We start from the raw sequence: 21,260 nt of genomic DNA, 5'->3' as shown, positions 1-21,260 counted from the left end.
CTGCTCGCGCCGCCGGTAGAGTGAAGCGTTCGAGCCGGAAGGAGACACATGGCGAAGCTCATCTATTCGATGATCACCTCACTCGACGGCTACGCCGAGGCGGCGGAGGGCGGCCTCGGCACCGGGGCCGACGACCAGGAGGTGCACACCTTCGTCAACGACCTCTTCCGCCCGGTCGGCACGTACCTCTACGGGCGGCGGATGTACGAGACGATGGTCTACTGGGAGACCGCGCACACCGTGCCCGACCAGCCGCCGCACATCCTGCAGTACGCCCATGACTGGCAGGCCGCGGAGAAGGTCGTGTACTCCACGACGCTGGACTCGGTGTCCAGCGCGAAGACCAGGATCGAGCGGACCTTCGACCCGGACGCGGTACGCGCGCTCAAGGCCGAAGCCGAACACGACCTCACCGTCGACGGACCGAACCTCGCAGCCCAGGCGATCAAGGCCGGCTTGGTGGACGAATACCACCTGTTCATCACCACCAGCGTGGTCGGCGGCGGCAAGCGGTTCTTCCCCGACGGCGTGCGTCTGGACCTCGATCTGGTCGAGGAGCGTGCGTTCGCCAGCGGACTGATCTACGCGCGCTACCGCACCCGCTGAGCGGCACCGGCCGCGTGGAGCGGTCCTTCAGTTCGCGCCGGGCATGATCGACCCTCGACGGGGCGCTCGCCGCCCGGAATGAGCGGTCGGTGTCATCTCCGGCGATCTCGTCGCCGGGCCGGCTACGTTCCGTGCATGTGCCGTTGCGCATGGCGGTGAGCGGGATTCCCCTCGTTCGGCGCTTGAGCGTCTCTGCCTTGATCGTGGTCATGCAGATGATCGAACGGCCGTGGGGTGTCAGCGCCTACGGCGCGGCGAGCGTGAAGGCCCTGCCCGACCTCGTCCGGGTCCGGTTCCAGATCGTCCGAACGGAGCAGACGCCGTCCGCCGCATTCGAGGCCGCCAGCGCCGCCATTCGCAGCGTGCGGGGTGTGCTGCGGGACAAGGGCGTCCCGGATGCCGCCGTCGACGGGTCCCGGCTGGACCTCACGACGGCCTGGACCCATCGGGACGGAGTACGGGTATTCCTGGGCTACCGGTGCCAGGCGGGGTTTGCGGCGGAGTCGTCGCATCTGGACGACGTGGAGTCGTTGCTGATCGACCTTGTCGCAGTCGGCGCCCGCGACATCGAAGGAGTGGACTTCGATGTCGCTGCCAAGCGCGATCTCCGCGCCGATGCCCGCCGAAAGGCGGTCGCGGCCGCCCGCCAGTAGGCCGAGCTGGTCGCCGAAGCGGCCGGCGTCCGCCTCGGCGCCGTGGTCCACATCGAGGACGTAGACCCCGACCGGGTCGGCGCGGAACGGTATCGCGGCCACGGTTCCGTCTCGGGAGCGGGTTCGGATCAGGACCTCGCCCCGGGACATGTGGTGGTCTCGGCGGCGGTGATACTCGGCTTCGCTCCGGCGCAAGACTGACAACTCACAGGCCTGTTGCATCAGGATGCTTGTCGGCGAAGCTCGCCAGCCGCCCGGTGCCTGCCCGTATCCGTTGCCGCAGTGACGACGACGGTCATCGTCATTGGCTGTCAGGCCGGGCCCGTAGCTGCTGCAGCAGGAGGATCTCCAGTTGCTGGGGCAGGCGGAACCATCCCTTGCCGGTCAGCAGACGGTGCCGGGAGTTGTGCTGGTAGGAGTCGGCCACGATCTGACCACCGGTGACGGCGACGGCGCCGATGATGTCTTCCGGCGGCACGCGGCCGCCGGGGTCGGTGGTCCGCGCGTCGAGCAGGTACACGTACCCTTCGGCCTGGATCCCGGCCTCGCGTTGCAGGTTCTCGTCCTGGTCGAGATGGTCGAAGAGCACTCCCGACAACAGCCGCACGAACGCGGGATTCTCCTGGAAGTCTTCCGGGCCGGCCTGGTCGAGATGTACGCCCTCACGCAGTGAGCCCACGATCGCTTCTGGATGCAGACCGTGTTTGAAGACCCAGTCGGGTTCGAGGACGGAGACGAAACCGCGCTCACCTTCACCGGTGTTCACCTGATATACGAACACCTTGAGCCCATCAGTCATAACCCGGCATGCTACTGCCAGGAACCGTCGTCATGATCACAGAGCCCTGCCCGCGGCGCATAGCCGCTGCCCTGGATGTGCAGGCGGCCCTGGCATAGGCAGCCGGTGTGGTGGGCCTGCGCCGCGGGGCTACAGCTTGCACTCGACATCAGCCGCGCCGTCCTCGACGACTACGGGGTACCGCGGCATGAAGGCCCCGGTCGGCCCGGTACCCGCACGCGTCACAGGCGGGCGAGCTGCAGCGCCCCGGCGAGCCAGGCACTGACAATGGAGTGCCTGCCGTAGGAGCGGGACTCGTACTCTTTCTGGGTGAGCGGTAGCGATGACTATGTGAGTCTGCGAGAGACTTTCAACGAGGATGCTGAACGGTATGACCGTGCGCGGCCCCGGTACCCGGAACTGATATTCGATGATCTCCTTGCGGCCGGAGTGGCGCCCGGGGCGAGGGTGTTGGAGATCGGCTGTGGCACTGGGCAGGCGACCGTGCCGCTGGCGGAACGGGGCTACCGGATCGTGGCCGTCGAGTTGGGCGCGGACCTGGCCGCTGTGGCTCGACGAAATCTCGCCGGATTCGACTCGGTGGAGGTCGTGACGGCAGCGTTCGAGGAGTGGTCCTTGCCGGGGGAACCGTTCGACGTGGTCTTCTCCGCGACGGCGTTTCACTGGATCGATCCGGCCGTGCGGGTGTCGAAGTCTGCTGACGCCTTGCGTCTCGGTGGTCTGCTGGCCACCGTGGGAACCCACCACATCGCCGGTGGCACCTGGACCGAGGCGTTCTTCGTGGAGATTCAGAAGCTTTACGAGCGCTTCGATCCGTCGACCCCGCCGGGCCTGCGTCTTACGGGTGCTCAAGACATCGCGGAGGATGATCGGGAGCTGACCTCGTCGGAGCGGTTCGGGCCTGCGAGCTTCCACCGATACGAGTGGGAGTTGCCGTACTCGACGGCGGAGTACCTGGATCTTCTGTTGACCTACTCCGGCCACCGTGCCTTGCCGGACCCGCAGCAGAGCGCATTGCTGAACTCCATCGCGCGGCTCATAGACGTCAACTACGGGGGCCAGGTCGTCAAGCGCTACCTGACGGAGCTGAGGCTCGCCGAGCGTGTCCGGTGAATCGCTTCCATCGGTAGCGGTCGTCGGATTCGGCTGAGTGCACTCATAGAACGAGCGCACTCAGCGAGGGCGTCGAGGGAGTCGTTGCTCCCGGTCCCGTTGCGGAAGCGCAGCGACCGCACTTGATCAGCACCAGTGGCGCCGTGATGGTGGAGTGGTCCACCGAGGCCGGCCGCCGGGTCGTGCCGTCTCCGAACAGCACTGCGACCTCGCTGGAACAGTCCTAAGCCGTCGGCCGTGCCGTCAGAGGACGAAGTTGACCAGAATGGTCAAAAGCACCGAGGCGACGACTGAAACCAGTAGCATTATCAGGCATCCCCATCCGCCTCCCAGAAAGCGGACCTCGCTGTTTCCTATTCGCATGGTCGGATTATCCCCCGTGAGGACAGCCGCAACGGCTGCGACGACGCATGCCCGTTGCCCGTTCAGCGATTGGCGTGTTTCACCCTCTACCCACGGGGCATAAGGGCCTCCAGGGAGGAGGCCGTGAAGATCGAGTTGGCGACATTTGCGTCGTCCGTGGTGGACGGGCGTTGTGTGGTTTCCATCGCGGGCGAGCTCGACATATCCGGTGCGTCCAATGCGTTCGTCTGCCTCATGGCGGCCGTCGACGGCGGCCACGCCGCCGTCTGCGTCGACTGCGCGGAATTGTCGTTCCTGGATATGGCAGGACTGGCCAGTCTGACAGCGGCCGCGCGGCGCGCAGAGGCAGTCAAGGTCCCCTTTGCGCTGGTCAACGTGCAGTCCATCGTGCGACTTGTCATCGACGCTACCGGGACGGCTTACCTCCTCGGCGTCGGTGGCGCGGTGGGCCGGCACTGAGGGGAAGGTCCCGCACGACCGGGATCGTGCTTGGCCATCTGCCTGCAACCCCGACAGTCGAGACAGGGAGGAGCGCGCCCTGCTTCGTCACCGGCAGATGGCTGCCGTCTCAGCGCTGTCCGGCTGCGCTGGAACGCTGGTCGATCAGAAAGCGTCCAGTGGTGTCGTTCCACTTCACGCAGGCGGTCAGCAGGCAACTGAGCGCAGCGGCATGAGCCGGATCCGATCGCGCGGCAGCGGTCCGGAACCGCTGCAGGCTCTGGCTGAGCATCCGGGAGGCCTCCGCGATGGCGTCGGCGGCAGAACAGTTCCTTTCAGCGGCGAGCACGGTGAGGAGGTTGTGGTGCCCGTGCGAGGCGTCATTGCCGGCGGAGGCGAGATCGTTGGCGATGGCGATGGCGTCGACGAGGGCCTCTCGCAGGTCCGGTGCATCGGGCGGTGCCGAATGCAACGCCAGGCACTCCACGATGTCGATCACCGGGTAGATGGCGATGGTCCGGTGACGCAGCGGCAGGTATGCGATGAGGGTAGGTCGTCTCGAGCTGGATCGCAGGTCGGCCTCAGCCACGAGAGCGGCAGCGAAGTCCTGGTAGTGGGTGACGAAGGCGGACCGCCCTTGCGGTGTCATCCTCGGTGCTGTCCGCGCCCACAGGTCGGCGAGTGCCGCCTCGGCTGCAGGCAGGCAGGGGGCTGCGGTATGCCCGTCGAGGACGGCGATGAGGGCCGACATCGCGGCGCGGACACGTTCGGGCCGCCGTCCCAGCTCGGTCGTGTCGAGTTCGTCGTCGACGATGCAGATGAAAGCTGACCATTGAGCGACGAGGTCCCGCTCGGCGGTATCGCCGCCGGGCAGCGCGTCCGCGGCGAACTCCGCCAGGCGCATCGCGTCCAACCGCCGCCCCTGTTCGGCGGTGGTGACCAGGTCCCAGGCGCGGGCCCACCCGACAAGCTCCATGCGGTGATGGTGCGCGGCCAGGCAGAGCCGGACAAGATAGTGTTCCGTCCTGCGGAACAGGCACTATCCCGTGTGCCCGACCCGGCCGCTAATGGATTCGTGAACGCTGTCGAGCTGTCGCGGCTTGATGTCGACGACCCGGTGTTCCAGCGGAACCCATATCCGTGGTACGCGCAGATGCGCCGCGAAGCACCGCTGTGCCCGGTACCCGGACGCGACCTGTACTTCGCCGCGACCATGAACCTGGCCCGAGAGGTTCTCGCCGACCCCGCCCGCTTCTCCTCCAGAACCGACAAGCGGCCCCCGCCGCCACCGGAGGTCCGCGAGCAGCTCGCGAGACTGCGTGAAGGCCGTCCCCGGACGATCCACACCCTGCTCAACAATGACCCACCGGATCACGACCGCTACCGCCGGATGGTCAACCGGGCGTTCACCCCCCGGGCTTTGGCCTGGACCGCCGGCCGGGTGCGGGCCGTCGCGGAGGAACTGGTGGCGGCGTTGCCCGACGAGGGAGACCTCGTCCGGCACCTCGCCGTCCCGCTGCCCGTGTCGACGATCTGCGGGGTCCTCGGGCTCGGACCGGAGCACCGGGACCAGGTCCGGCGGTGGACCACCGCCATGACCTTGTCGGTCGGCGCCTCTCCCGGCCCCGAGGCTTTGCTGAGCGGCGAGCACGACCGGGCGGAGTTCGACGCCGTCATGGCGCACGAATGCGCCGCCCGCCGCCGCCATCCCGGCGATGACCTGCGATGACCTGCTGAGCCGGATGGTGGCGGCCGTCGACGAGACCGTCGACGACCCAGACGAACGCCTGGCCGTACTCCTCGGATTGATCCGACCGCTGCTGGTCGCGGGGAACGAAACCACCACCCGCCTGTTGGCCGAGGCGGTCGCACTGCTCTGCGACCGCCCGGCCGAGTGGAGGCGGCTCCGCGCCGACGCGGCCCACGCCACCCGGGTCACCCAGGAAGCCCTGCGGTGGTGCAGCCCTGTCCAGCAGATGCCCCGCCGGGTCACCTGCGCGACGCTCCTCGGCGGCACCGCACTGCCCGCCGGAGCGACAGTCCTGGTCTCCTTCGCCTCGGCCAACCGCGACGAGGCGGTCTTCGACCGGCCCGACCGCTTCGACCCCGACCGCGCCGACCTGCACCGGCACATCGCGTTCGGCCACGGCATCCACGCCTGTCTCGGCGCGGGACTGGCACTCCTGCAGGGCCGAATCGCCCTGCAAACCCTGGCGGCCCGCACTCGCCGGATCGAAGTCGCCGACCACGAACCGCGATACCTGCCCGGGTTCCTGCTGCGCGGCCGAGCACAGCTCCCCGTCCGGGTGCAGCGGTGACGGCGGTGGTCACCGGGGCGGCCCGCGGGATCGGCCGGGCCATCCTCCGCCGGCTCATCGCCGACGGGCACCGCACCGTGGCTGTGGACGTGGACGCCGAACTGCTCGCCGAGACCTGCCGGGAATGCGGTGCGCAACCAGCCGTCGTCGACGTCACCGACCGCGACGCGGTCTCCGCCTTCGCCGAACAGGTCCAGGTGTGCGACGTGCTGGTCAACAACGCCGGCATCTGGCGGTTCGAGCCGCTGCTGTCCGCCACCGCCGCACGCGAAGTACTGCAGGTCAACCTGCTCGGGCCCCTGAACCTCATGCAGGCGCTCACCCCTGCCATGCCCGCAGGCGGCGCGGTCGTGAACGTCTCCTCGGTCGTCGCCCGCAGGCCGGTCGGCGGACTCGGGTTGTACCCGGTGTCGAAAGCCGCCCTCGAGGCCCTCACCAGGACTGCCGCGCTCGAACTCGGCCCCCGCGGCATCCGCTGCAACGCCGTCGGTCCCGGCTTCATCCTCACCGACGGCACCAGCGCCCACCTTGAGAACGACGACCGCGCGAGCTCGATCCCGTTGCGCAAGATCGGACACCCCGACGAGGTGGCGGCAGTGGTGTCCTTCCTCTGCTCCGACGAGGCCCGGTACGTCACCGGCCAGATCGTCTACGTCGACGGCGGCTACGGCTGACCGGTCCCTCGGTACGAAACGACACGTCGCCTGGTTCGACCCGGGCCCGACCTCACCGCAACCGGAACTGCACAGGAGGTGTCACCGATGAGGGTGACCGCGATCCCCTCTCAACGCCCGTGGAGTGCCGAAGGCTTTCCTGACGGAATGGCCGCGGCCCGCGACAGCGTCCGGCGCGCGGTGCTCGCCCGCGTCGCCGGCGACGGGGCCGTCCGCGACCCCTGCCATGGCCGAGCGCTGGAAACCGCGCTGCTGCTCAGCCTCATGGACCGCGTCGGGTACACCTCACCGGCACGGGACTCCCTGGCCCGCTTCCTGGACAGCAGGCGACAACCCGCTCGCCTGCTGTCCGAGCAACTGCTCCGAGAGGTGCCCGACTTCACCGTCGATCGCAAGCGCGCCACCCTGTGCGCGTTCCTCGTCGCACTGGGCGAACCGCTGCCCCACGGTGCCCCCGACCCGGCGGATTTGACCCTCGAAGGCCTGCACCCGTGGGCGCGAGTGCAGATCACCGCCGTGAAGGCGATCCTCGCCGCAGCCACGGGGCGACCGGAGAGCATCACGCCAGATGATCACAACAGGCTCCTCGACACCCAGCAAGCCGAAGGAGTGTGGGAGCACAACCTGCTCGTGCACCTGTCGGTGCTGCACGGCCTCGCCCACCGCCCGGACACGACCCACGTAGTGCGAGCCGGAATCGCCAAAGCGCTCGACCATCAGCGCCACGACGGCGGCATACCGTTCGTCTCCGACGTCGACACCTGGTGCACCGCGACCGCAGGGGTGGCCCTCACCGCCGCTCAGACGGACCCCGCCGCCCTCCACCCCCTCGCCGAACACCTCGTGGGCAGGCAAGCCGCGGACGGCGGCTGGTCCTTCACCGATACGGTTCAGCTCACCGACACCGACGACGTGTCGGTGGCCGTCGAGTTCCTCCACGCCCTCGACCCCCACCGCTACCGCAACGCCATCAGCCGCGGGCTGGCCTACTTGCGCGGCAGGCAAGGCCCCGACGGCGGCTTTCCCACCTACGCGGCGACCCCCGCCGAAGCCTGCATGACCGCGGCGGCGGCGAACGCGCTCCTCTGCGCCCCGCAACACCATCGAACCCACCTCGATCAGGCACTCGGTCACCTCATGCGCTCGCAACGCGACGACGGTTCGTTTCCGGCGGACTGGAGCGCCAGCAGGCTCCACACACCGTTCCGAGCCGTCCTCGCCGCAACCCAGCGGGAGACCGCTGACGATCCCCGCGCCGTCAGGATCGCGGCGAAGGTGTCAGGTGCGATCCTCGGCACCCAGAATCCCGACGGCGGCTGGGGGCAGCGCATCGGAGACGCCAGCGACGCGATCAGCACCTCATACGCCGTGATCGCACTGACGCGCGGGCCCGAGTCCGATGCTGCGGCCCGCGGAGTGGAGTTCCTGCTGGGCAGCCTGCGCGACGACGGCGGCATCGCCTCCGTACCGGACTCGATAGGGCCCCGACCCTTCACCTTCACCGTCCCCGCGCTCGCGGATATCTTCGCGCTGCTCGCACTGGGTCACGTGCAGTCCCGGATCGAAGGGACAGCCCGACGGTGACCCGATGACGGAACAGAGGCCGGGTGTCCCTTGAGGCGACGGCCCGTGCAGCTCCATTCCAAAACGCCGGCCGGAGCGGATACTCCTAATCAGGGGACAAAGGGGTGTTCTACAGGTAAGCACCGTTCCCGGGGCCGATTTCGACCATCCAGATCAGTCACGCGTTCCATCGCGTCGCATTGAGGCGCGGCGCACTAACACCCCAAAAGCCAACAACAGGACACTTGCGGCTATTACAACGAACCACGCTGTTGTCGAATCAACTGTGAACCACACCATGCGCGAAGAGTAGCTTTGCCTACCAGCCCGCGCGGTGGCGGTCACCGGAGAATTCGGTCGGGCAGGCAGGATGCTTGAAATGGATGGACAACTGGTTGGCTCTGTTGGTGAACGATGGCCCCATCTACGCGCCATTTCTGGCTCCAGGCTCTCGCCTTGGGGATTCGTACGAGCGAGAGCTGGCCCCACCCAAGCCGACACCCATCGTTGGTATGCCGATGCACTCACGGTTACGACCGAGGTCGCTCGTCTCCGACCTGGTCGTACGGACTGCCGAGCGGATCGCGGCAGGTTCGGACGTCGGGCAGAGTGTTGCTGGTGGGCGTCACCGGGTGGCGGGGTGGTTCAGGTCTTGTCGAGGTGTTGTGCTCGTTCGCTGCGTACCTGTTCGAGGGTGGCGGTGTCGGCTGCGAGGTCTGGGTGTTCGATCTGGCGGTCGAGTTCGACGACGACTTCGAGTTCGCTGACGGCCTGGTCGAGGTCGCCGCCCGCCCGGTGGGTCATCGCAATGTTGTACCGGGTCACGGCTTCCCCGGCCCGGTCGCCGACCTCCCGCCGGATCGGCAACGCCTGCTCGTAGTAGGCCAGTGCCTGCCGCAGGTCACCCAGCCCGTCGTACACGGCGCCGATGTTGTTCAGCGTGGTCGCTTCCCCGGCCCGGTCGCCGACCTCCCGCAGGATCGGCAGTGCCTGCTCGTGGTAGGCCAGTGCCTGCCGCAGGTCACCCAGCCCGTCGTACACCATGCCGATGTGGTTCAGCGTGGTCGCTTCCCCAGCCCGGTCGCCGACCTCCCGCCGGATCGGCAACGACTGCTCGTGATAGGCCAGTGCCTGCCGCCGGTCACCCAGCCCGTTGTACACGGCGCCGATGTTGCTCAGCGTGGTCGCTTCCCCGGCCCGGTCGCCGACCTCCCGCAGGATTGGCAGCGCCTGCTCGAAGTAGGTCAGGGCCTGCCGCCGGTCACCCAGCCCGTTGTACGCCATGCCGATGTTGTTCAGCGTGGTCGCTTCCCCGGCCCGGTCGCCGACCTCCCGCGTGATCGGCAGCGCCTGCTGGTAGTAGGTCAGTGCCTGCCGCCGGCCACCCAGCCCGTTGTACACGGTGCCGATGTTGTTCAGCGTGGTCGCTTCCCCGGCCCGGTCACCGACCTCCCGCATGATCGGCAGTGCCTGCTCGTAGTAGGCCAGTGCCTGCCGCCGGTCACCCAGCCCGTTGTACGCCAAGCCGATGTTGTTCAGCGTGGCCGCTTCCCCGGTCCGGTTGCCGACCTCCTGCCAGATCGGCAACGCCTGCATATAGCAGTCCAACGCCTGCCGTGGGCTGCCGGTGGACGCCAGTGCCCAGCCCAGGTGGTACAGAGCGGCAGCGTCTGGGCCCAACGTCAGCGTCGCTTGCGCCATCGCCGCCACGTCGGCAAACCGGGACCGGCTCAGCCACACCCTGCCCACCCGGCGTCCTACGGCCCGAGCGATCTCCGGCTCCCGACCCGCCACCGCCAGCCGATGCACCTCCGCCCACCGCGCAACCACCACACCAAACCCACCACCAGCCAACCGCCCCGCCTCCCCACCGGTCGCGGCCGACGCCGACACATCCACCAACCCCCACCCCTCCCACGACCTCCGCCAACACCCCACGCCATGCAACCCCGAACCGAACAGGCAGACCCCACAAGCCCAGCTTGAACCCAAGATCCGAATAGGACAGAACCACCAGAATCATCCCGCAAACCCGAACACCGCCACAGCCACCGACCAGACACCTGCAACATCCGCTCATCGGCAGATCCGGACATGCTGCCCTCGTCGGTACCTTCCGGCGAGCGGTCGCCGACCGCTACCGCCGCCTGCCGCTTGATCGGCACAGCCGGGGCCGCTACTCGTTCCCGATCGGAGCCGCCAGAGGTCGGTATGTGGAGTCGGAACCCGCTCCTAGGTGGGGCCCGAACTCACTCTCACAGCCACAACGGGTCGCCGGGTGGCGGACAACACATCACACCGTGGTGTTCGGTCGGCCTTTCTGAGGAGTCAATCGTGGACTGCGGTGCGCCACTCGGATCGAGCAAGACCGGCCAACCACCGGCCGTGCTGACGAATGCGAGATGGGTCGTCGGGGAAGGAGCCTTCCCATGGGTGATCCAGGTTCTTCCAGGCGGCGGGCTGGCCTGGCTCGGCCACCAGCGCAGTCGCGATGTCGACGATCGCGGCGTAGGACAAACCTAATGTCGCCGGCATGCCCGGACGATACGAGCGGACGCTCGCGGCGGCTGGACGGGCCAGGAGCTCAGCATCCACCCCGGTCTCCTCCAGCGGCTCACGGCGTGCCGCTTCGCGAGGTGCCTCTCCGGGTTCAACCTTCCCGCCGGGCGGGACCCAGCCTCGCCAGGGATTGAGGACCAGCAGCACCTGGGAAAGACTCGTGTCGAATACCCAGACCTCGGCCCCGAGCGGGTCGGCTGGACTGGCGCCGACGGCGGCGAGCCAACCGTCGACGTCGTCGAATTCGACACGTGCGTTACCAACGTCGACCAGTGCGGCCTCCAACGACCGGCGCCGCAATTCGTGGCGATTCACGGCCGGAAGCTATCGCGAGCATGTGACATCGCCAGGCGGGCGAAAGCCCAGCGTCCCAGGACCAAATGCGTCACTGTGAGTGACTGCCGCCAGGGCTCGGGGTCACGGTACCGGCCGTCATCGATCTCCGAGCATCAGTTATTAGTGCGCCCAGGCTGCCTTCAAGGTGTGCGACTCGCCAACCGGGTAGTGGCTAACTGAGCGACTACAGACACGAACCACAGCGGACGGCCACGGATACCCGTGGACGGTATCGGTTGGTGACCGTCACCATGACCTCTGACCGTCAAACCACTGTTTGCATGCAGGACGATGAAGTCCTAACGCAGGAACGGGTGTGTAGTTTACGCAGGCTCACGCTAGCCGGGAAGGTACTGCGCCTGTCCGTCAGGAAGATACGACCGACGATGGATCCGCCGACGCAGTCAGCTGTAGCAGGCTATAGGCCGGGCGGTCCGTACGGGCACAGGAGGTCACGATGGCGGCGCAGACGCCTGATTCGTCGGTCGAGTCGATTCTGTACGCGTGCCTCGCCACGGTGCGAGAGCAGCGCTGGCTGGCTGCGCTCGATCTCCTCCGGCGAGCGGTCGACCAGTGGCGGCTGGCAGCCGATGCGGGCGACGTCGACAGTGAGGAGCTTGAGTCGGCTTTCGCATTGGCCCGGATCATCGAGACCGGCGCTCCCGGCCTGGACGACAGGGCTGACACGCTTCCGCTGGTATTCATGTTGACCGGCGCGTACGCCCCCCTCACCCTGATGGCCGAGCTGCCCGCGCTGGGCGGTGACGACGCGGCACTCGCGTGGATGACCGAGCACTCCCAGCGTGGGGAGAAGTTCGGCATCAAGGTGGAGCGCGGACCGCTGGACCTCTTCCACGATCGCACCGAGATCGCCCGTCAGCACACGGCCCGCGCCATCGAGACCCGTGACCGCGACACGCTCGAAGAGGCGCTGCGCCTCTATGAGCTGGCCTTCGGCAACCTGCCCGAAGACGCGGCCGCCGAGGCGCACGGCGAGTTCGCCGACTACGCCGTCGCGATCCGCTTGCTCGCCGACCTCGAGGACAGCTTCGAAGGCCTGGACGCCGCGATCGAGGCGGCGGGGCTCGCCGTCGAGCTGACCCCCGATGGCCACCCCGAGCTCGGGACCCGGTTGGCGAACCTGGCCCGGATGTTGCGGGACCGCTACGACCGGACCCGTGATCGCCGGGATCTCGACGACGTCATCTCGTGCGGTGAGGATGCCGTAGCGGCCCACGAGCACGGCGGGGATCCCGCCATCGCCCTGACCAACCTGGCCGCGGCCTTGTACACGCGCTTCGAACTCGACGGCGACGGCGAGGACCTCGACCGGGCTGTGGAGCTGTGCCGTTCGGCGGTGCAGGGATCGCAGCCCGGCGACGACCGGCTGTCGCGGCGTACCGCCATGCTCGCGATACTGCTGCGCGACCGGTGGACCGGTACCGCCGACCGTGCGGACCTCGACGGCGTGATCGCCGCGGCCGAGCAGCATCTGACGCTTCAAGGCGATCCTTCTCCGGTGGTGAGCCATTTCCTGCTGCTGAGCTTGCGGGATCGGTTCGCTCACGAGGAACGCCGCAGCGATCTCGATCGTGCCATCGAGATCGGCGAGCTGCTGACTGCGCGGCCCGACGCCGACGATGACGATGACGATGACGATGACGATGACGGTCACCAGCAGCATCTGCACGTCTTGCAGGAGCTTCTGATGGCCAGATACAGGCTCGGCGGCGATCCCGGCGACCTGAGAGCCGCAGCGGCTGTCATCGCCGGTGCGCTGGCAGAGGCAGCCGGCGGTCGGCAGCTTCTTGACGCGGAAGCCGCCCCGACCGTGGACGACGTCGCCCGGTGGCTGGCCAGGCCGCAGGCCGACCAGCTGCGGGACCTGCACACCAGTGCGCTCGACCAGCTTTTCGCGACCTCCGAGCCGATCACCGACCACGTGTGGCAGCAGGCCCACGGCACTTTGCGTCAGGTCGTGGCAGCGGCCGACGACCGGACGCGGCCGCGCTACCTCGCCAATCTCGGGTACGCGCTGTGGTGGCGCTTCCGGCACACAGGGGAGGCGGGCCTGCTCGACGAGGCGATCGTCCTGGCGCAGGAGGCGGTCGGGCAGATGCCGGACGGCCATGAGGACCGCGTCGCTGCCCTGACCACCCTGTCCGCGATGCTGCAGTCCAGGTACGACTGGTCCGGCGCGCCCGCCGACATCCGACAGGCCGTGGACATCCAGCGCGAACTAACCGGACAGGTGCCGCCCGACGCGGCGCGGGCGTCGATCCTCGGCAATCTCGGCATCGTGCTGATCAGCCGGTTCGACCGCCTCGCCTCGCCCCATGACCTGGACGAGGCGGCGGACGTGCTGCGCACCGGGTTGGCCGAGCTGGAACCGGACGACCCGGACCGGGCCCGCCTCCTGAGCAGCCTGGGCCTTGCCCTGCGGACTCGCTTCGGCCTGACCGGTGCCGGCTCAGACCTCGACGAGGCGGTCGACCTGGCCCGGGCGGCAGTCGACCTGGCCGCCGTCGACGATCCGAACCTGGCGACCTACCACGCCGGTCTGGCACTGGCGCTGGAGCAGCGGCACACCCGCAGCGGTGCGGTCGCAGACCTCACGGCCGCGGCCCACGCCGGGCGGCAGGCGCTCGCTCTGACGCCCGAGGGCCACGTCAGCCGGCCAGGGCTGCTGTCCAACCTCGGCATCGTGCTGCGGACCCTCGGCGAGACCGTCTCAGACCCGGAGCTCCTGGACGAGTCGGTGACGTTGCTGCAACAGGCCGTGGCAGCCTTGCCCGACGGCCATCCCGACCAACCCCTGTACCGTTCCAACCTGGGACTCTCGCTGCGAGTCCGCTTCCTCGATGGATCCGCCGCCGACGACCTTGATGACGCCGTAGCCTGCGGTCGCGAGGCAGTCGAGCTCGCACCGGCCGACCACACCGACATCAGCCGATTCCGCCTCGGCCTGGCCGATACGCTGCTCCTCAGCGCCCGCATAGGCCAGCGGCCCGGCCACCGGACCGAAGCCATGGTCCAGCTGCGGCAGACCGCGGTCACCGACGGCGGCCCGCCGGCACTGCGGGCACGGGCCGGGCGACTCTGGGCGCGCGAATCGGCCGTCGACGGCGACTGGGAATCAGCAGGCGCTGCGCACGCCATTCTGCGCGACATCCTGCCTCAGCTGGTCGGGCATCACCTGAGCCCGGCCGACCGCCGCCACCACCTCAGCGACCTGCAGGGCCTCGGAGCCGAAGCAGCATACGCGGTTCTGCGTGCCGGAGGCACCGCCGCAGACGCCTGGACGGCGCTCGAGGCAGGCCGGGCGATCCTGCTCGCGCAGTCCTTCGCCACGCGGCGCGACACCGCGAGCCTGGAACCGCTCGCGCCCCAGCTCGCGGCCGAGGTCACCGATCTGCGTCGGCAGCTCAACGACACCGCCGGACACACCGGGCAGCAACGCCGGGCGCTGTCCGGCCGTTGGCACGCGGTACTGGACGACATCCGGCGACTGCCCGGCTTCGAGCGGTTCGCGTTGCCGATCAGCATCGCGCAGGTCACCGCCTCCGCCCAGGCCGGGCCGCTCGTCGCCGTCATTGTCAGCGACCTCGGCTGCGCAGCGCTGATCGCCACGCCGGCTGGCGTGAGCACGCTCGATCTACCAGACGTCTCCCGGGCCGACGTCGACGAGTTGGCCGCGATCCTCAGCGATGCGCTCACCGCCAGCGACCACGCGCAAGTCGACGCCGTCCTGCACTGGCTCGGCAGGCGCATCGTCGGGCCCGTTCTGCACCACCTTGGCCACACCGAGCTGCCCGCTCCCGGCGGCCTGCCGCGGATCTGGTGGATTCCAACCGGCCGCCTCGCGCTTTTGCCCATGCACGCCGCGATGGTCGACATCGCAGGCCACACATGCTCCGCCCTCGACCTTGTCCAGTCGTCCTACACTCCCTCCGCGCAGGTTCTGCACGACCTGCGCGAGCAGCGGCGGACCCGCGGCACCGGAGCGCTCGTCGTCGGACTGGACACCACCACCGCTCGCGCGGAGCTGCCCCCGCTGCTGTTTGCCGAGGCGGAGGCCCAAGCCGTCGAATCCCTCCTGGGCGGAGCCACCACTCTTCTCGGCGCGCACGCCACGCATGCGGCTGTCACCGGTGCCCTCACCACGGCGGACATTGCGCACTTCGCCTGCCATGCGGCGGTCGACCCGGACGATCCGTCGCTGAGCTTCCTCGCCCTCGACGACCGGGACCTGACCGTGGCCGAGCTGAGCGGTCTCGACCTGGCCGGCGCCCACCTGGCGTTCCTGTCCGCCTGCACGACCGCGGTCAGCACCGACGGCCTCATCGACGAGGTGCTCCACATCGCCTCGGCGTTCCAGCTGGCCGGCTTCACCCACACGGTCGCCACGCTGTGGCCCATCCACGACCGATTCGCCCCGCAGCTGGCCGAGCTCATCCACTCAAGCTTCGGCGCGGGTGAACCGCCGTCGGCAGCGGTGCATTCCAGCGTCCGGGAGATGCGCGACCGCTACCCCCACCACGCGATACTCTGGGCATCCCACATCCACTTCGGACCATGAGCGTGCGTGCTCGCCGGCCTCCGGCCGACGCCATGAGGTGGCGGACGAGGGCGCTTCAAACCTGGCGGTCCGGTTCGGCGTTCTGGCTGCGGAGCTCGGGCGGGGCGGGCGCACGGTATGACGTAAGCGCGGTGTGTCACTGCGCTTGGAGTGGCCTGGTGGGCTGAGCGGCGGCGCAGATCGCCTGGAGCGTGGTCGTCCGCAGGAGCGGGATGGCCGCGCCGCCGAAAGGACCGCCGGTGATGCCGGTGCCACCGTGGGTGGGCAGTACCGGTGTGAAACCGATGTGCGAGTCGTTGACCTTCAGGATGCCGCCGTTGCCGAGATCGGCGCAGACCCGGTCGATGACGGCCTCGTCCCGCGCCCACAGCGAGTTGCGCAGACCATAGCGGTTGGCGTTCATGAAAGCGATCACCCGGGTCAGCAGTTTCCCGTCGTCGCTGGGCGTGGGAAGGACGATGCTGAGCAGCGGGAAGAACGTCTCGTCGCGTACCGCCGCCAGCCCGTCCGCCATCTCGAGCCCGTCGACCCGCAGCACCGTCGGCTCGAGGAACATCCCGCCGGAGCTGGGTCGCCCGCGGCGGTCCCACTGCCGCCCGCCCGTGACGATCGTTGCCCCGGCGTCGGTGGCCTGCCGTAGCACCGCCTGCATCGCAGGCGCCTTGAACACCGGGCTGAGCAGCACGTCGGGGTCGTCGGGCAGCCCGGGCCGCAGCGCCCGGGCGTGGGCAGCCACGGCGTCGACGAGCTGGTCGAACACCGCAGGATGCGCCACGGCATACCTGGGCACCATGCAGATCTGACCGGAGCCGTAGAAGCACTCGGCCAGCGCGGCTGCGGCCCCGACCACGTCGGCGTCGCGCCAGACGAGCACGCCGTCGTTGCCGGACAGTTCGAGCACCGGCTTCTTACCCCGGGCCAGGCACTCCTGCGCCAGCGCCAGGCCACGGGTCGAGCTGCCGAAGTAGTAGATGTCGTCGACATCGGCACTGTCCAACCACGACGCCAGCATGGGCCGGGTCAGCCCGCACAGGACGGACAACACCGCCGGGGGAGCACCGAGGGCTCCTAGCTGCGGGGCGACGATCTCCTGATAGAGATGGTTGACGCCCAGCGGGCAACTGCGCGGGGCGCCGACGACGAGGGCGTTGCCGCCGATCAGGGCCCAGATGCCGAGCGCGCTGTTGCTGGTGGCGGCATTCTGCGGCGGGCTGAGGCAGACCACACCGTCGGGCCGGTAACGCAGCCGAACGCGGTGCTGGCCGACCTGGTGGCGGCGTTCGGCCAGCTCGGCGGCGAGCGCCACGCTGTCAGGGTGAAACGACGCCAGCATCCCCGACAGCTCCCAGCGGGCAAGCCGGACCGGGTGTCCCTCGTCGACCAGTACGTCGATCAGCTCGTCGGCTCGACGGACCAGCTCTCGGTAGATCAGGCCGGCCAGCTCCAGCCGTTCTGCCAGCGGCCGACGGCCCCATTCGGGCTGCGCGGCGCGGGCGGCCCGGAGGGCTTCGGCCACCTGCTCGGCGGTGGCGACGGCCACCCGTCCGGCCAGCCGTTCGTCGTCCTCGTCGCCGCCGTCGCGTTCCCGGTTCAGCGTCAGCCGGCCGACGGTGAGCGGGTCGGCCAGGAGTGCGCTGGTCCGGGCGACGTAGGCCCAGCCCTTTCCCTCCCGGCCGTGCCCGCCGACCAGCACCCCGTAAGACTTCACGACGCGCCGAAGAACCAGTTGCCGACCGCATCGTCCTGGGTGCCGACGTAGAACTGCCGCACGGCTTCGGTCAGCTCCTCCACGGTGAGCCGACCGTCGCCGTCGGTGTCCATCCGTCGGAAGGCCTCGTCGATCTGGTCGTCGGCCGTGCCGAAGGCATTCTGGATCCGCACGAACTCGTCGCGGCTGAGCGCCCCGTCGCCGTCGACGTCGGCGAGGTCGAGCACGGCTTTCACCGCGGGCCGGAAGGTCTGCTCATAGTCGGCGGGCCGCTCGACGAAGGCCTCGGTCATGCCTCGGTGGTACTCCGCCGGGTCGATGCGGCCGTCGGCATCCTTGTCGCACTGCTGGGCCAGCGCGGCCCAGATCCCATCGAAGCTCCCGACGACGGCCTTGCCCTTGGCGGAAGTGGGCGAGTCCTCGAACTGCGACAGGATGCGCACCCCTAGCCCTTCCAGATCGGTGCGCTCGATATAGCCGTTGTGGTCCCGGTCGAAGTGACTGAAGGCCAGCCGGTGCTTGCGTTGCATCAAATCTTCCATAGAGGGAGCTCCTATCATGTAGCAACCAAAGCGGCACAAAATCAGGCTAGTGGTTGCAAAGGCGCGAAGGGCAGTCCCTCGTTGGTGCACAGTCACCCGGCCGTGACCCCCGGCCAGCCAGGGCATATCGGCGCCATGGATCCGCGGCGACCGCAGTTCTCGCCGGAGCTTGCCCGAGCTGCACGGTCGGCCTGGCTCGGTAGGTCGGCTCGGCGCGGAGCCCCGCCAGATTCCGCCGTGGACCTGCACGGCCCGCCGCTGTGTCAGCCACGCCCAGCCGACTCGGTGCAGCCCGCATTCGTCCAGTGGCACTCCGCTCAAGCAGGCGGGAATATGCCTGTGGTTCGCCGCGCGGACGTATCGTCGGCGGATGACAGAACAGATGCCCGCTGCGGTCGCCGCCTGGCACCGCGTCGTCGAGAGCCGTGATCTGGCAGGCCTGGCGCCCCTGCTCGCACCGGACGTGGTGTTCCGTTCGCCAGCGGTGCACGCGCCGCAGAACGGCCCCGACATCACGGCCGCCTACCTCGCCGCGGCTTTGGCCGTGCTCGGACCCACCATCCGGTACGAGCGCGAGTGGTACACGCCCGACGGAGCGGTCCTGGAGTTTCATGCCGACCTCGACGGCACCGCGGTCCACGGCGTGGACATGATGCGCTTGGACGCCGATGGCCGGATCGTCGAGTTCACAGTGATGGTCCGCCCGTTGCGAGGGCTGAACCGGCTCGTGGAGGAGATGGGCAAGGCCTTGGCCGCGCAGCGTCCAGCCGCCTGACTTCGGCCCGGTGGGGAAGCGTCGGCGGTCCGATCGGGTGTGCGGCGAGCTTGGTTAGGGTGATCTCGTGGGTTTGCGGTTCGAGACGCGGGCGTCGGACTCGCCGTGGGTGAGCACGGTGTGGACCTGTAGGAGCGAGCGGGTCGTGGAGATGACCTCCGTTGCGGCGGTGTGCTGGGGCCTGGTGTTCTGGGAGCGCGAGGGCGGGTTTTACGCGAGCGTCTCCGGCCCCGAGACCAGGACCGGCACCGCGCCGGTGCCGGAAGGGGCGTCCTTCGTCGGTATCGAGTTCGCAGTGGGCACGTCGCTACGGGCGGTGCCGACGGCGTCCCTGGTGAACAGCGGCGTCGAGCTGCCGGACGTCACCCGCAGGACCTTCCGGCTGGACGGTGCCCGCTGGGAGACGCCGGGCCCCGACGACGCCGAAGCCCTGGTCGGCCGACTCGTGCGGGCCGGAGCCGTGGTCCGTGACCCGCTGGTCGCCGAGGCGCGCCGAGGCCATCGTCCGACGGTCTCGGCGCGCACTGTCGAGCGGCGGTTCCGGGCGGCGACCGGGCTCACCCAGGGTGCGGTACGGCAGATCGAGCGCGCCCGTGAGGCCGCAGTGCTACTGGCAGCCGGTGCCCCGGTCTCCGAGGTCGTCACCGGACTCGGGTACTTCGACGAGCCGCACCTGGCCCGTGCACTGTGCCGGTATGTCGGTCGTACGGCGCGCCAGCTCCGCGACGGCGGTGGCGGTGCGATCGGCCTGGACCTGCATCAGGCGACGACGTCGTAGATCAGCTTGACGATGCCGTTCGGGTAGGCCGCGGAGTCCCGGAGGCGCAGCGCCTGCTTGTCCCTGTCCGCGCTGCTGAACAGGCTCTTTCCGGCCCCGAGCAGCACGGGGAAGACCAGCAGGTGGTATCGGTCGAGCAGGCCGGCCTCCGAAAGGCGTCGGGCGAGTTCCGCGCTGCCGTGGATGAAGATCGCGCCACCCTCGCCCTGCTTGAGCTCGGCGATGTCGTCGGTGGAGCGCAGGATCGTCGTCGGCCCCCATCCTTCGACAAGGGCGTCTTCGTCGAGCGTGGTCGACACCACGTACTTGGGTAGGTCCCGGTAGGCGGCGTGGTCGTCCGAGCCGGGCCAGGTCGTCGCGAACGCTTCGTAGCTCCGGCGGCCGAACATCAGTGCCGTGGTCTCCGCGAGTTCCTCGCCCTTGAGGGAGAAAGCCTCGGGCAGGAAGTCGATGCCGTTGATCACCCAGCCGCCGCTGCGGTGTTCCTCGCCCGGCCCACCGCCGGGGGAGTCCACCACTCCGTCCAGCGAAACGAAACCGGTAAAGACCAGATCACGCATGTGCGGTTCCCCTCAGGATCAGGCGACGAAGCCATCAGACAGTCGACAGCAGTCGGCAGCGCCGCGCTTAGCCCGGCGGCGGCTGCCCACCCCATGTTATGGAAACACCGCTGCGGTCGTCTTGGATGGAAACGACAACACGGAGCCGCGGGGATCGGCAGTTCCGGCGGCGCAGCTCAGCCGGCGGCGGCGACCGCGCCAGCCGCGCCTGTGGCAGACGAAGAGTCCCACATGGTGAGCACAACGGCGAGGACGAAGATCTGCACGGGTAGCTGCAGGCTGGGAAGGTCGGCCACCGCGTCGCCGCGCCACATGCTGGTCCGCCTGACCGAGCCCAGGCGCCGACCGTCGGCGGAGCGCAGCTCCTGCTCATCCCGCCACAACGACGCCCGGTGGAAGGCGTAGGTCTGCCCGCCCGCCTCGACCGTCCAGCTCTTGCGGCCCACCCGGCGCGCTGCGGCGACCGGTGTGTCGTCCTGGTCGACCATCCCGTACGTGCTGCCCCACATGTTGCCGCGCACCCTGTACCGCCGTCCGCCCAGCTCGAACGTTCCCCCGGCCGTCCACAGCGATCCGTCCCAGACGGCGAGGGGCCGACCATCGGCACTGATCGCGTAGCGGTTCTTCCAGACGCTGGTCTTTGTGGCCTCCAACATGCCCGTTCCCTTCTACGCTGTGGGCCTTGCCTTGTTCAAGTATGGGCGTCGACCGAGGCTGGGCTGTAGTGCCAGCACTCACCAGACCTGGTGAGCGGCGCACGGCATGGCCATGACATATGTCCTCGGGTTGGTCGTCGTACACGGCTCGCCCTGGACCGGCCGAGGGGTATGGAGCGGCCTATTCGATGAGCCGATCCAGCCGCAGCATCGGCTTCCGCCGCGCCGCAGCCGCACCAG

The 21,260-nt window shown here is 69.0% G+C and carries 19 protein-coding genes; 11 read left to right on the top strand and 8 right to left on the bottom strand.

The genetic code is table 11. The features are described 5' to 3' along the window. Positions 1-48 precede the first annotated feature (48 nt). On the top strand, positions 49-606 hold the full coding sequence (locus tag F4553_RS04085) for a dihydrofolate reductase family protein (protein WP_184832172.1): 558 nt from the start codon (positions 49-51) through the stop codon (positions 604-606). Positions 607-815: 209 nt separating this feature from the next. Further along, a complete protein-coding gene (locus F4553_RS04080) occupies positions 816-1,259 on the top strand; it encodes an SIMPL domain-containing protein (protein ID WP_221469686.1) in 444 nt (147 codons plus the stop codon). A gap of 301 nt (positions 1,260-1,560) precedes the next feature. Here the strand turns inward: F4553_RS04080 and F4553_RS04075 are convergent, their stop codons facing one another. Continuing rightward, a complete protein-coding gene (locus tag F4553_RS04075) occupies positions 1,561-2,058 on the bottom strand; it encodes a hypothetical protein (protein WP_184832170.1) in 498 nt (165 codons plus the stop codon). Positions 2,059-2,367: 309 nt separating this feature from the next. Between F4553_RS04075 and F4553_RS04070 the strand changes: the two genes are divergently transcribed. Both F4553_RS04070 and F4553_RS04065 read left to right on the top strand, forming a co-directional pair. Then, on the top strand, positions 2,368-3,171 hold the full coding sequence (locus tag F4553_RS04070) for a class I SAM-dependent methyltransferase (protein ID WP_184832168.1): 804 nt from the start codon (positions 2,368-2,370) through the stop codon (positions 3,169-3,171). Positions 3,172-3,657: 486 nt separating this feature from the next. Then, entirely contained in the window at positions 3,658-3,993 is a 336-nt protein-coding gene (locus tag F4553_RS04065; protein ID WP_184832166.1) for an STAS domain-containing protein, read from the top strand. Positions 3,994-4,102: 109 nt separating this feature from the next. Here F4553_RS04065 and F4553_RS04060 read toward each other — a convergent pair whose 3' ends face one another. Continuing rightward, entirely contained in the window at positions 4,103-4,948 is an 846-nt protein-coding gene (locus tag F4553_RS04060; RefSeq protein WP_184832164.1) for a terpene synthase family protein, read from the bottom strand. Positions 4,949-5,047: 99 nt separating this feature from the next. Between F4553_RS04060 and F4553_RS04055 the strand changes: the two genes are divergently transcribed. From F4553_RS04055 to F4553_RS04040, 4 genes are all read left to right on the top strand, one after another. Then, entirely contained in the window at positions 5,048-5,701 is a 654-nt protein-coding gene (locus F4553_RS04055) for a cytochrome P450 (protein WP_184832162.1), read from the top strand. Then, positions 5,688-6,290, top strand: a complete 603-nt coding sequence (locus tag F4553_RS04050) for a cytochrome P450 (RefSeq protein WP_184832160.1) — start codon at positions 5,688-5,690, stop codon at positions 6,288-6,290. The genes F4553_RS04055 and F4553_RS04050 overlap by 14 nt, the downstream gene beginning before the upstream one ends. Further along, entirely contained in the window at positions 6,287-6,964 is a 678-nt protein-coding gene (locus F4553_RS04045) for an SDR family NAD(P)-dependent oxidoreductase (protein ID WP_184832158.1), read from the top strand. The genes F4553_RS04050 and F4553_RS04045 overlap by 4 nt, the downstream gene beginning before the upstream one ends. Before the next feature lie 147 nt (positions 6,965-7,111). Further along, a complete protein-coding gene (locus F4553_RS04040; protein ID WP_184832156.1) occupies positions 7,112-8,548 on the top strand; it encodes a prenyltransferase/squalene oxidase repeat-containing protein in 1,437 nt (478 codons plus the stop codon). Between the two features lie 624 nt (positions 8,549-9,172). Here F4553_RS04040 and F4553_RS04035 read toward each other — a convergent pair. After that, positions 9,173-10,336 (bottom strand): tetratricopeptide repeat protein, encoded by a 1,164-nt coding sequence (locus F4553_RS04035; RefSeq protein ID WP_312875083.1) that lies wholly within the window; start codon positions 10,334-10,336, stop codon positions 9,173-9,175. A gap of 519 nt (positions 10,337-10,855) precedes the next feature. Continuing rightward, positions 10,856-11,401 (bottom strand): NUDIX domain-containing protein, encoded by a 546-nt coding sequence (locus F4553_RS04030; protein WP_312875082.1) that lies wholly within the window; start codon positions 11,399-11,401, stop codon positions 10,856-10,858. Positions 11,402-11,879: 478 nt separating this feature from the next. Here F4553_RS04030 and F4553_RS04025 point away from each other — a divergent pair, with 478 nt between their 5' ends. Then, entirely contained in the window at positions 11,880-16,001 is a 4,122-nt protein-coding gene (locus F4553_RS04025) for a CHAT domain-containing protein (protein ID WP_184832152.1), read from the top strand. 136 nt (positions 16,002-16,137) lie between these two features. On the opposite strand, the gene F4553_RS04020 is transcribed toward F4553_RS04025, so the two are convergent. Together F4553_RS04020 and F4553_RS04015 are read right to left on the bottom strand one after the other, a co-directional pair. Beyond that, entirely contained in the window at positions 16,138-17,709 is a 1,572-nt protein-coding gene (locus tag F4553_RS04020) for an aldehyde dehydrogenase family protein (RefSeq protein WP_184832149.1), read from the bottom strand. Continuing rightward, positions 17,706-18,239 carry an EF-hand domain-containing protein gene (locus tag F4553_RS04015; protein ID WP_184832147.1) on the bottom strand — a complete coding sequence of 178 codons (534 nt, stop codon included), beginning with the start codon at positions 18,237-18,239 and terminating at the stop codon, positions 17,706-17,708. The genes F4553_RS04020 and F4553_RS04015 overlap by 4 nt, the downstream gene beginning before the upstream one ends. A 382-nt stretch (positions 18,240-18,621) precedes the next feature. Between F4553_RS04015 and F4553_RS04010 the strand changes: the two genes are divergently transcribed. Both F4553_RS04010 and F4553_RS04005 read left to right on the top strand, forming a co-directional pair. Then, a complete protein-coding gene (locus F4553_RS04010) occupies positions 18,622-19,026 on the top strand; it encodes a nuclear transport factor 2 family protein (protein WP_184832145.1) in 405 nt (134 codons plus the stop codon). A gap of 67 nt (positions 19,027-19,093) precedes the next feature. Next, on the top strand, positions 19,094-19,804 hold the full coding sequence (locus tag F4553_RS04005) for a helix-turn-helix domain-containing protein (RefSeq protein WP_184832143.1): 711 nt from the start codon (positions 19,094-19,096) through the stop codon (positions 19,802-19,804). Here the strand turns inward: F4553_RS04005 and F4553_RS04000 are convergent. Both F4553_RS04000 and F4553_RS03995 read right to left on the bottom strand, forming a co-directional pair. Beyond that, positions 19,786-20,364, bottom strand: coding sequence for a dihydrofolate reductase family protein (locus tag F4553_RS04000; protein ID WP_184832141.1), 579 nt, complete (start codon positions 20,362-20,364; stop codon positions 19,786-19,788). The genes F4553_RS04005 and F4553_RS04000 overlap by 19 nt on opposite strands. Before the next feature lie 176 nt (positions 20,365-20,540). Further along, positions 20,541-21,020 (bottom strand): hypothetical protein, encoded by a 480-nt coding sequence (locus F4553_RS03995; RefSeq protein WP_184832140.1) that lies wholly within the window; start codon positions 21,018-21,020, stop codon positions 20,541-20,543. Between the last annotated feature and the right edge of the window lie 240 nt (positions 21,021-21,260).

Source organism: Allocatelliglobosispora scoriae, from assembly GCF_014204945.1.
In the GTDB taxonomy this organism is placed as follows: domain Bacteria; phylum Actinomycetota; class Actinomycetes; order Mycobacteriales; family Micromonosporaceae; genus Allocatelliglobosispora; species Allocatelliglobosispora scoriae.
Note: the sequence above shows the minus strand (reverse complement) of the source record. Positions and strands in the feature narration are given on the sequence as shown.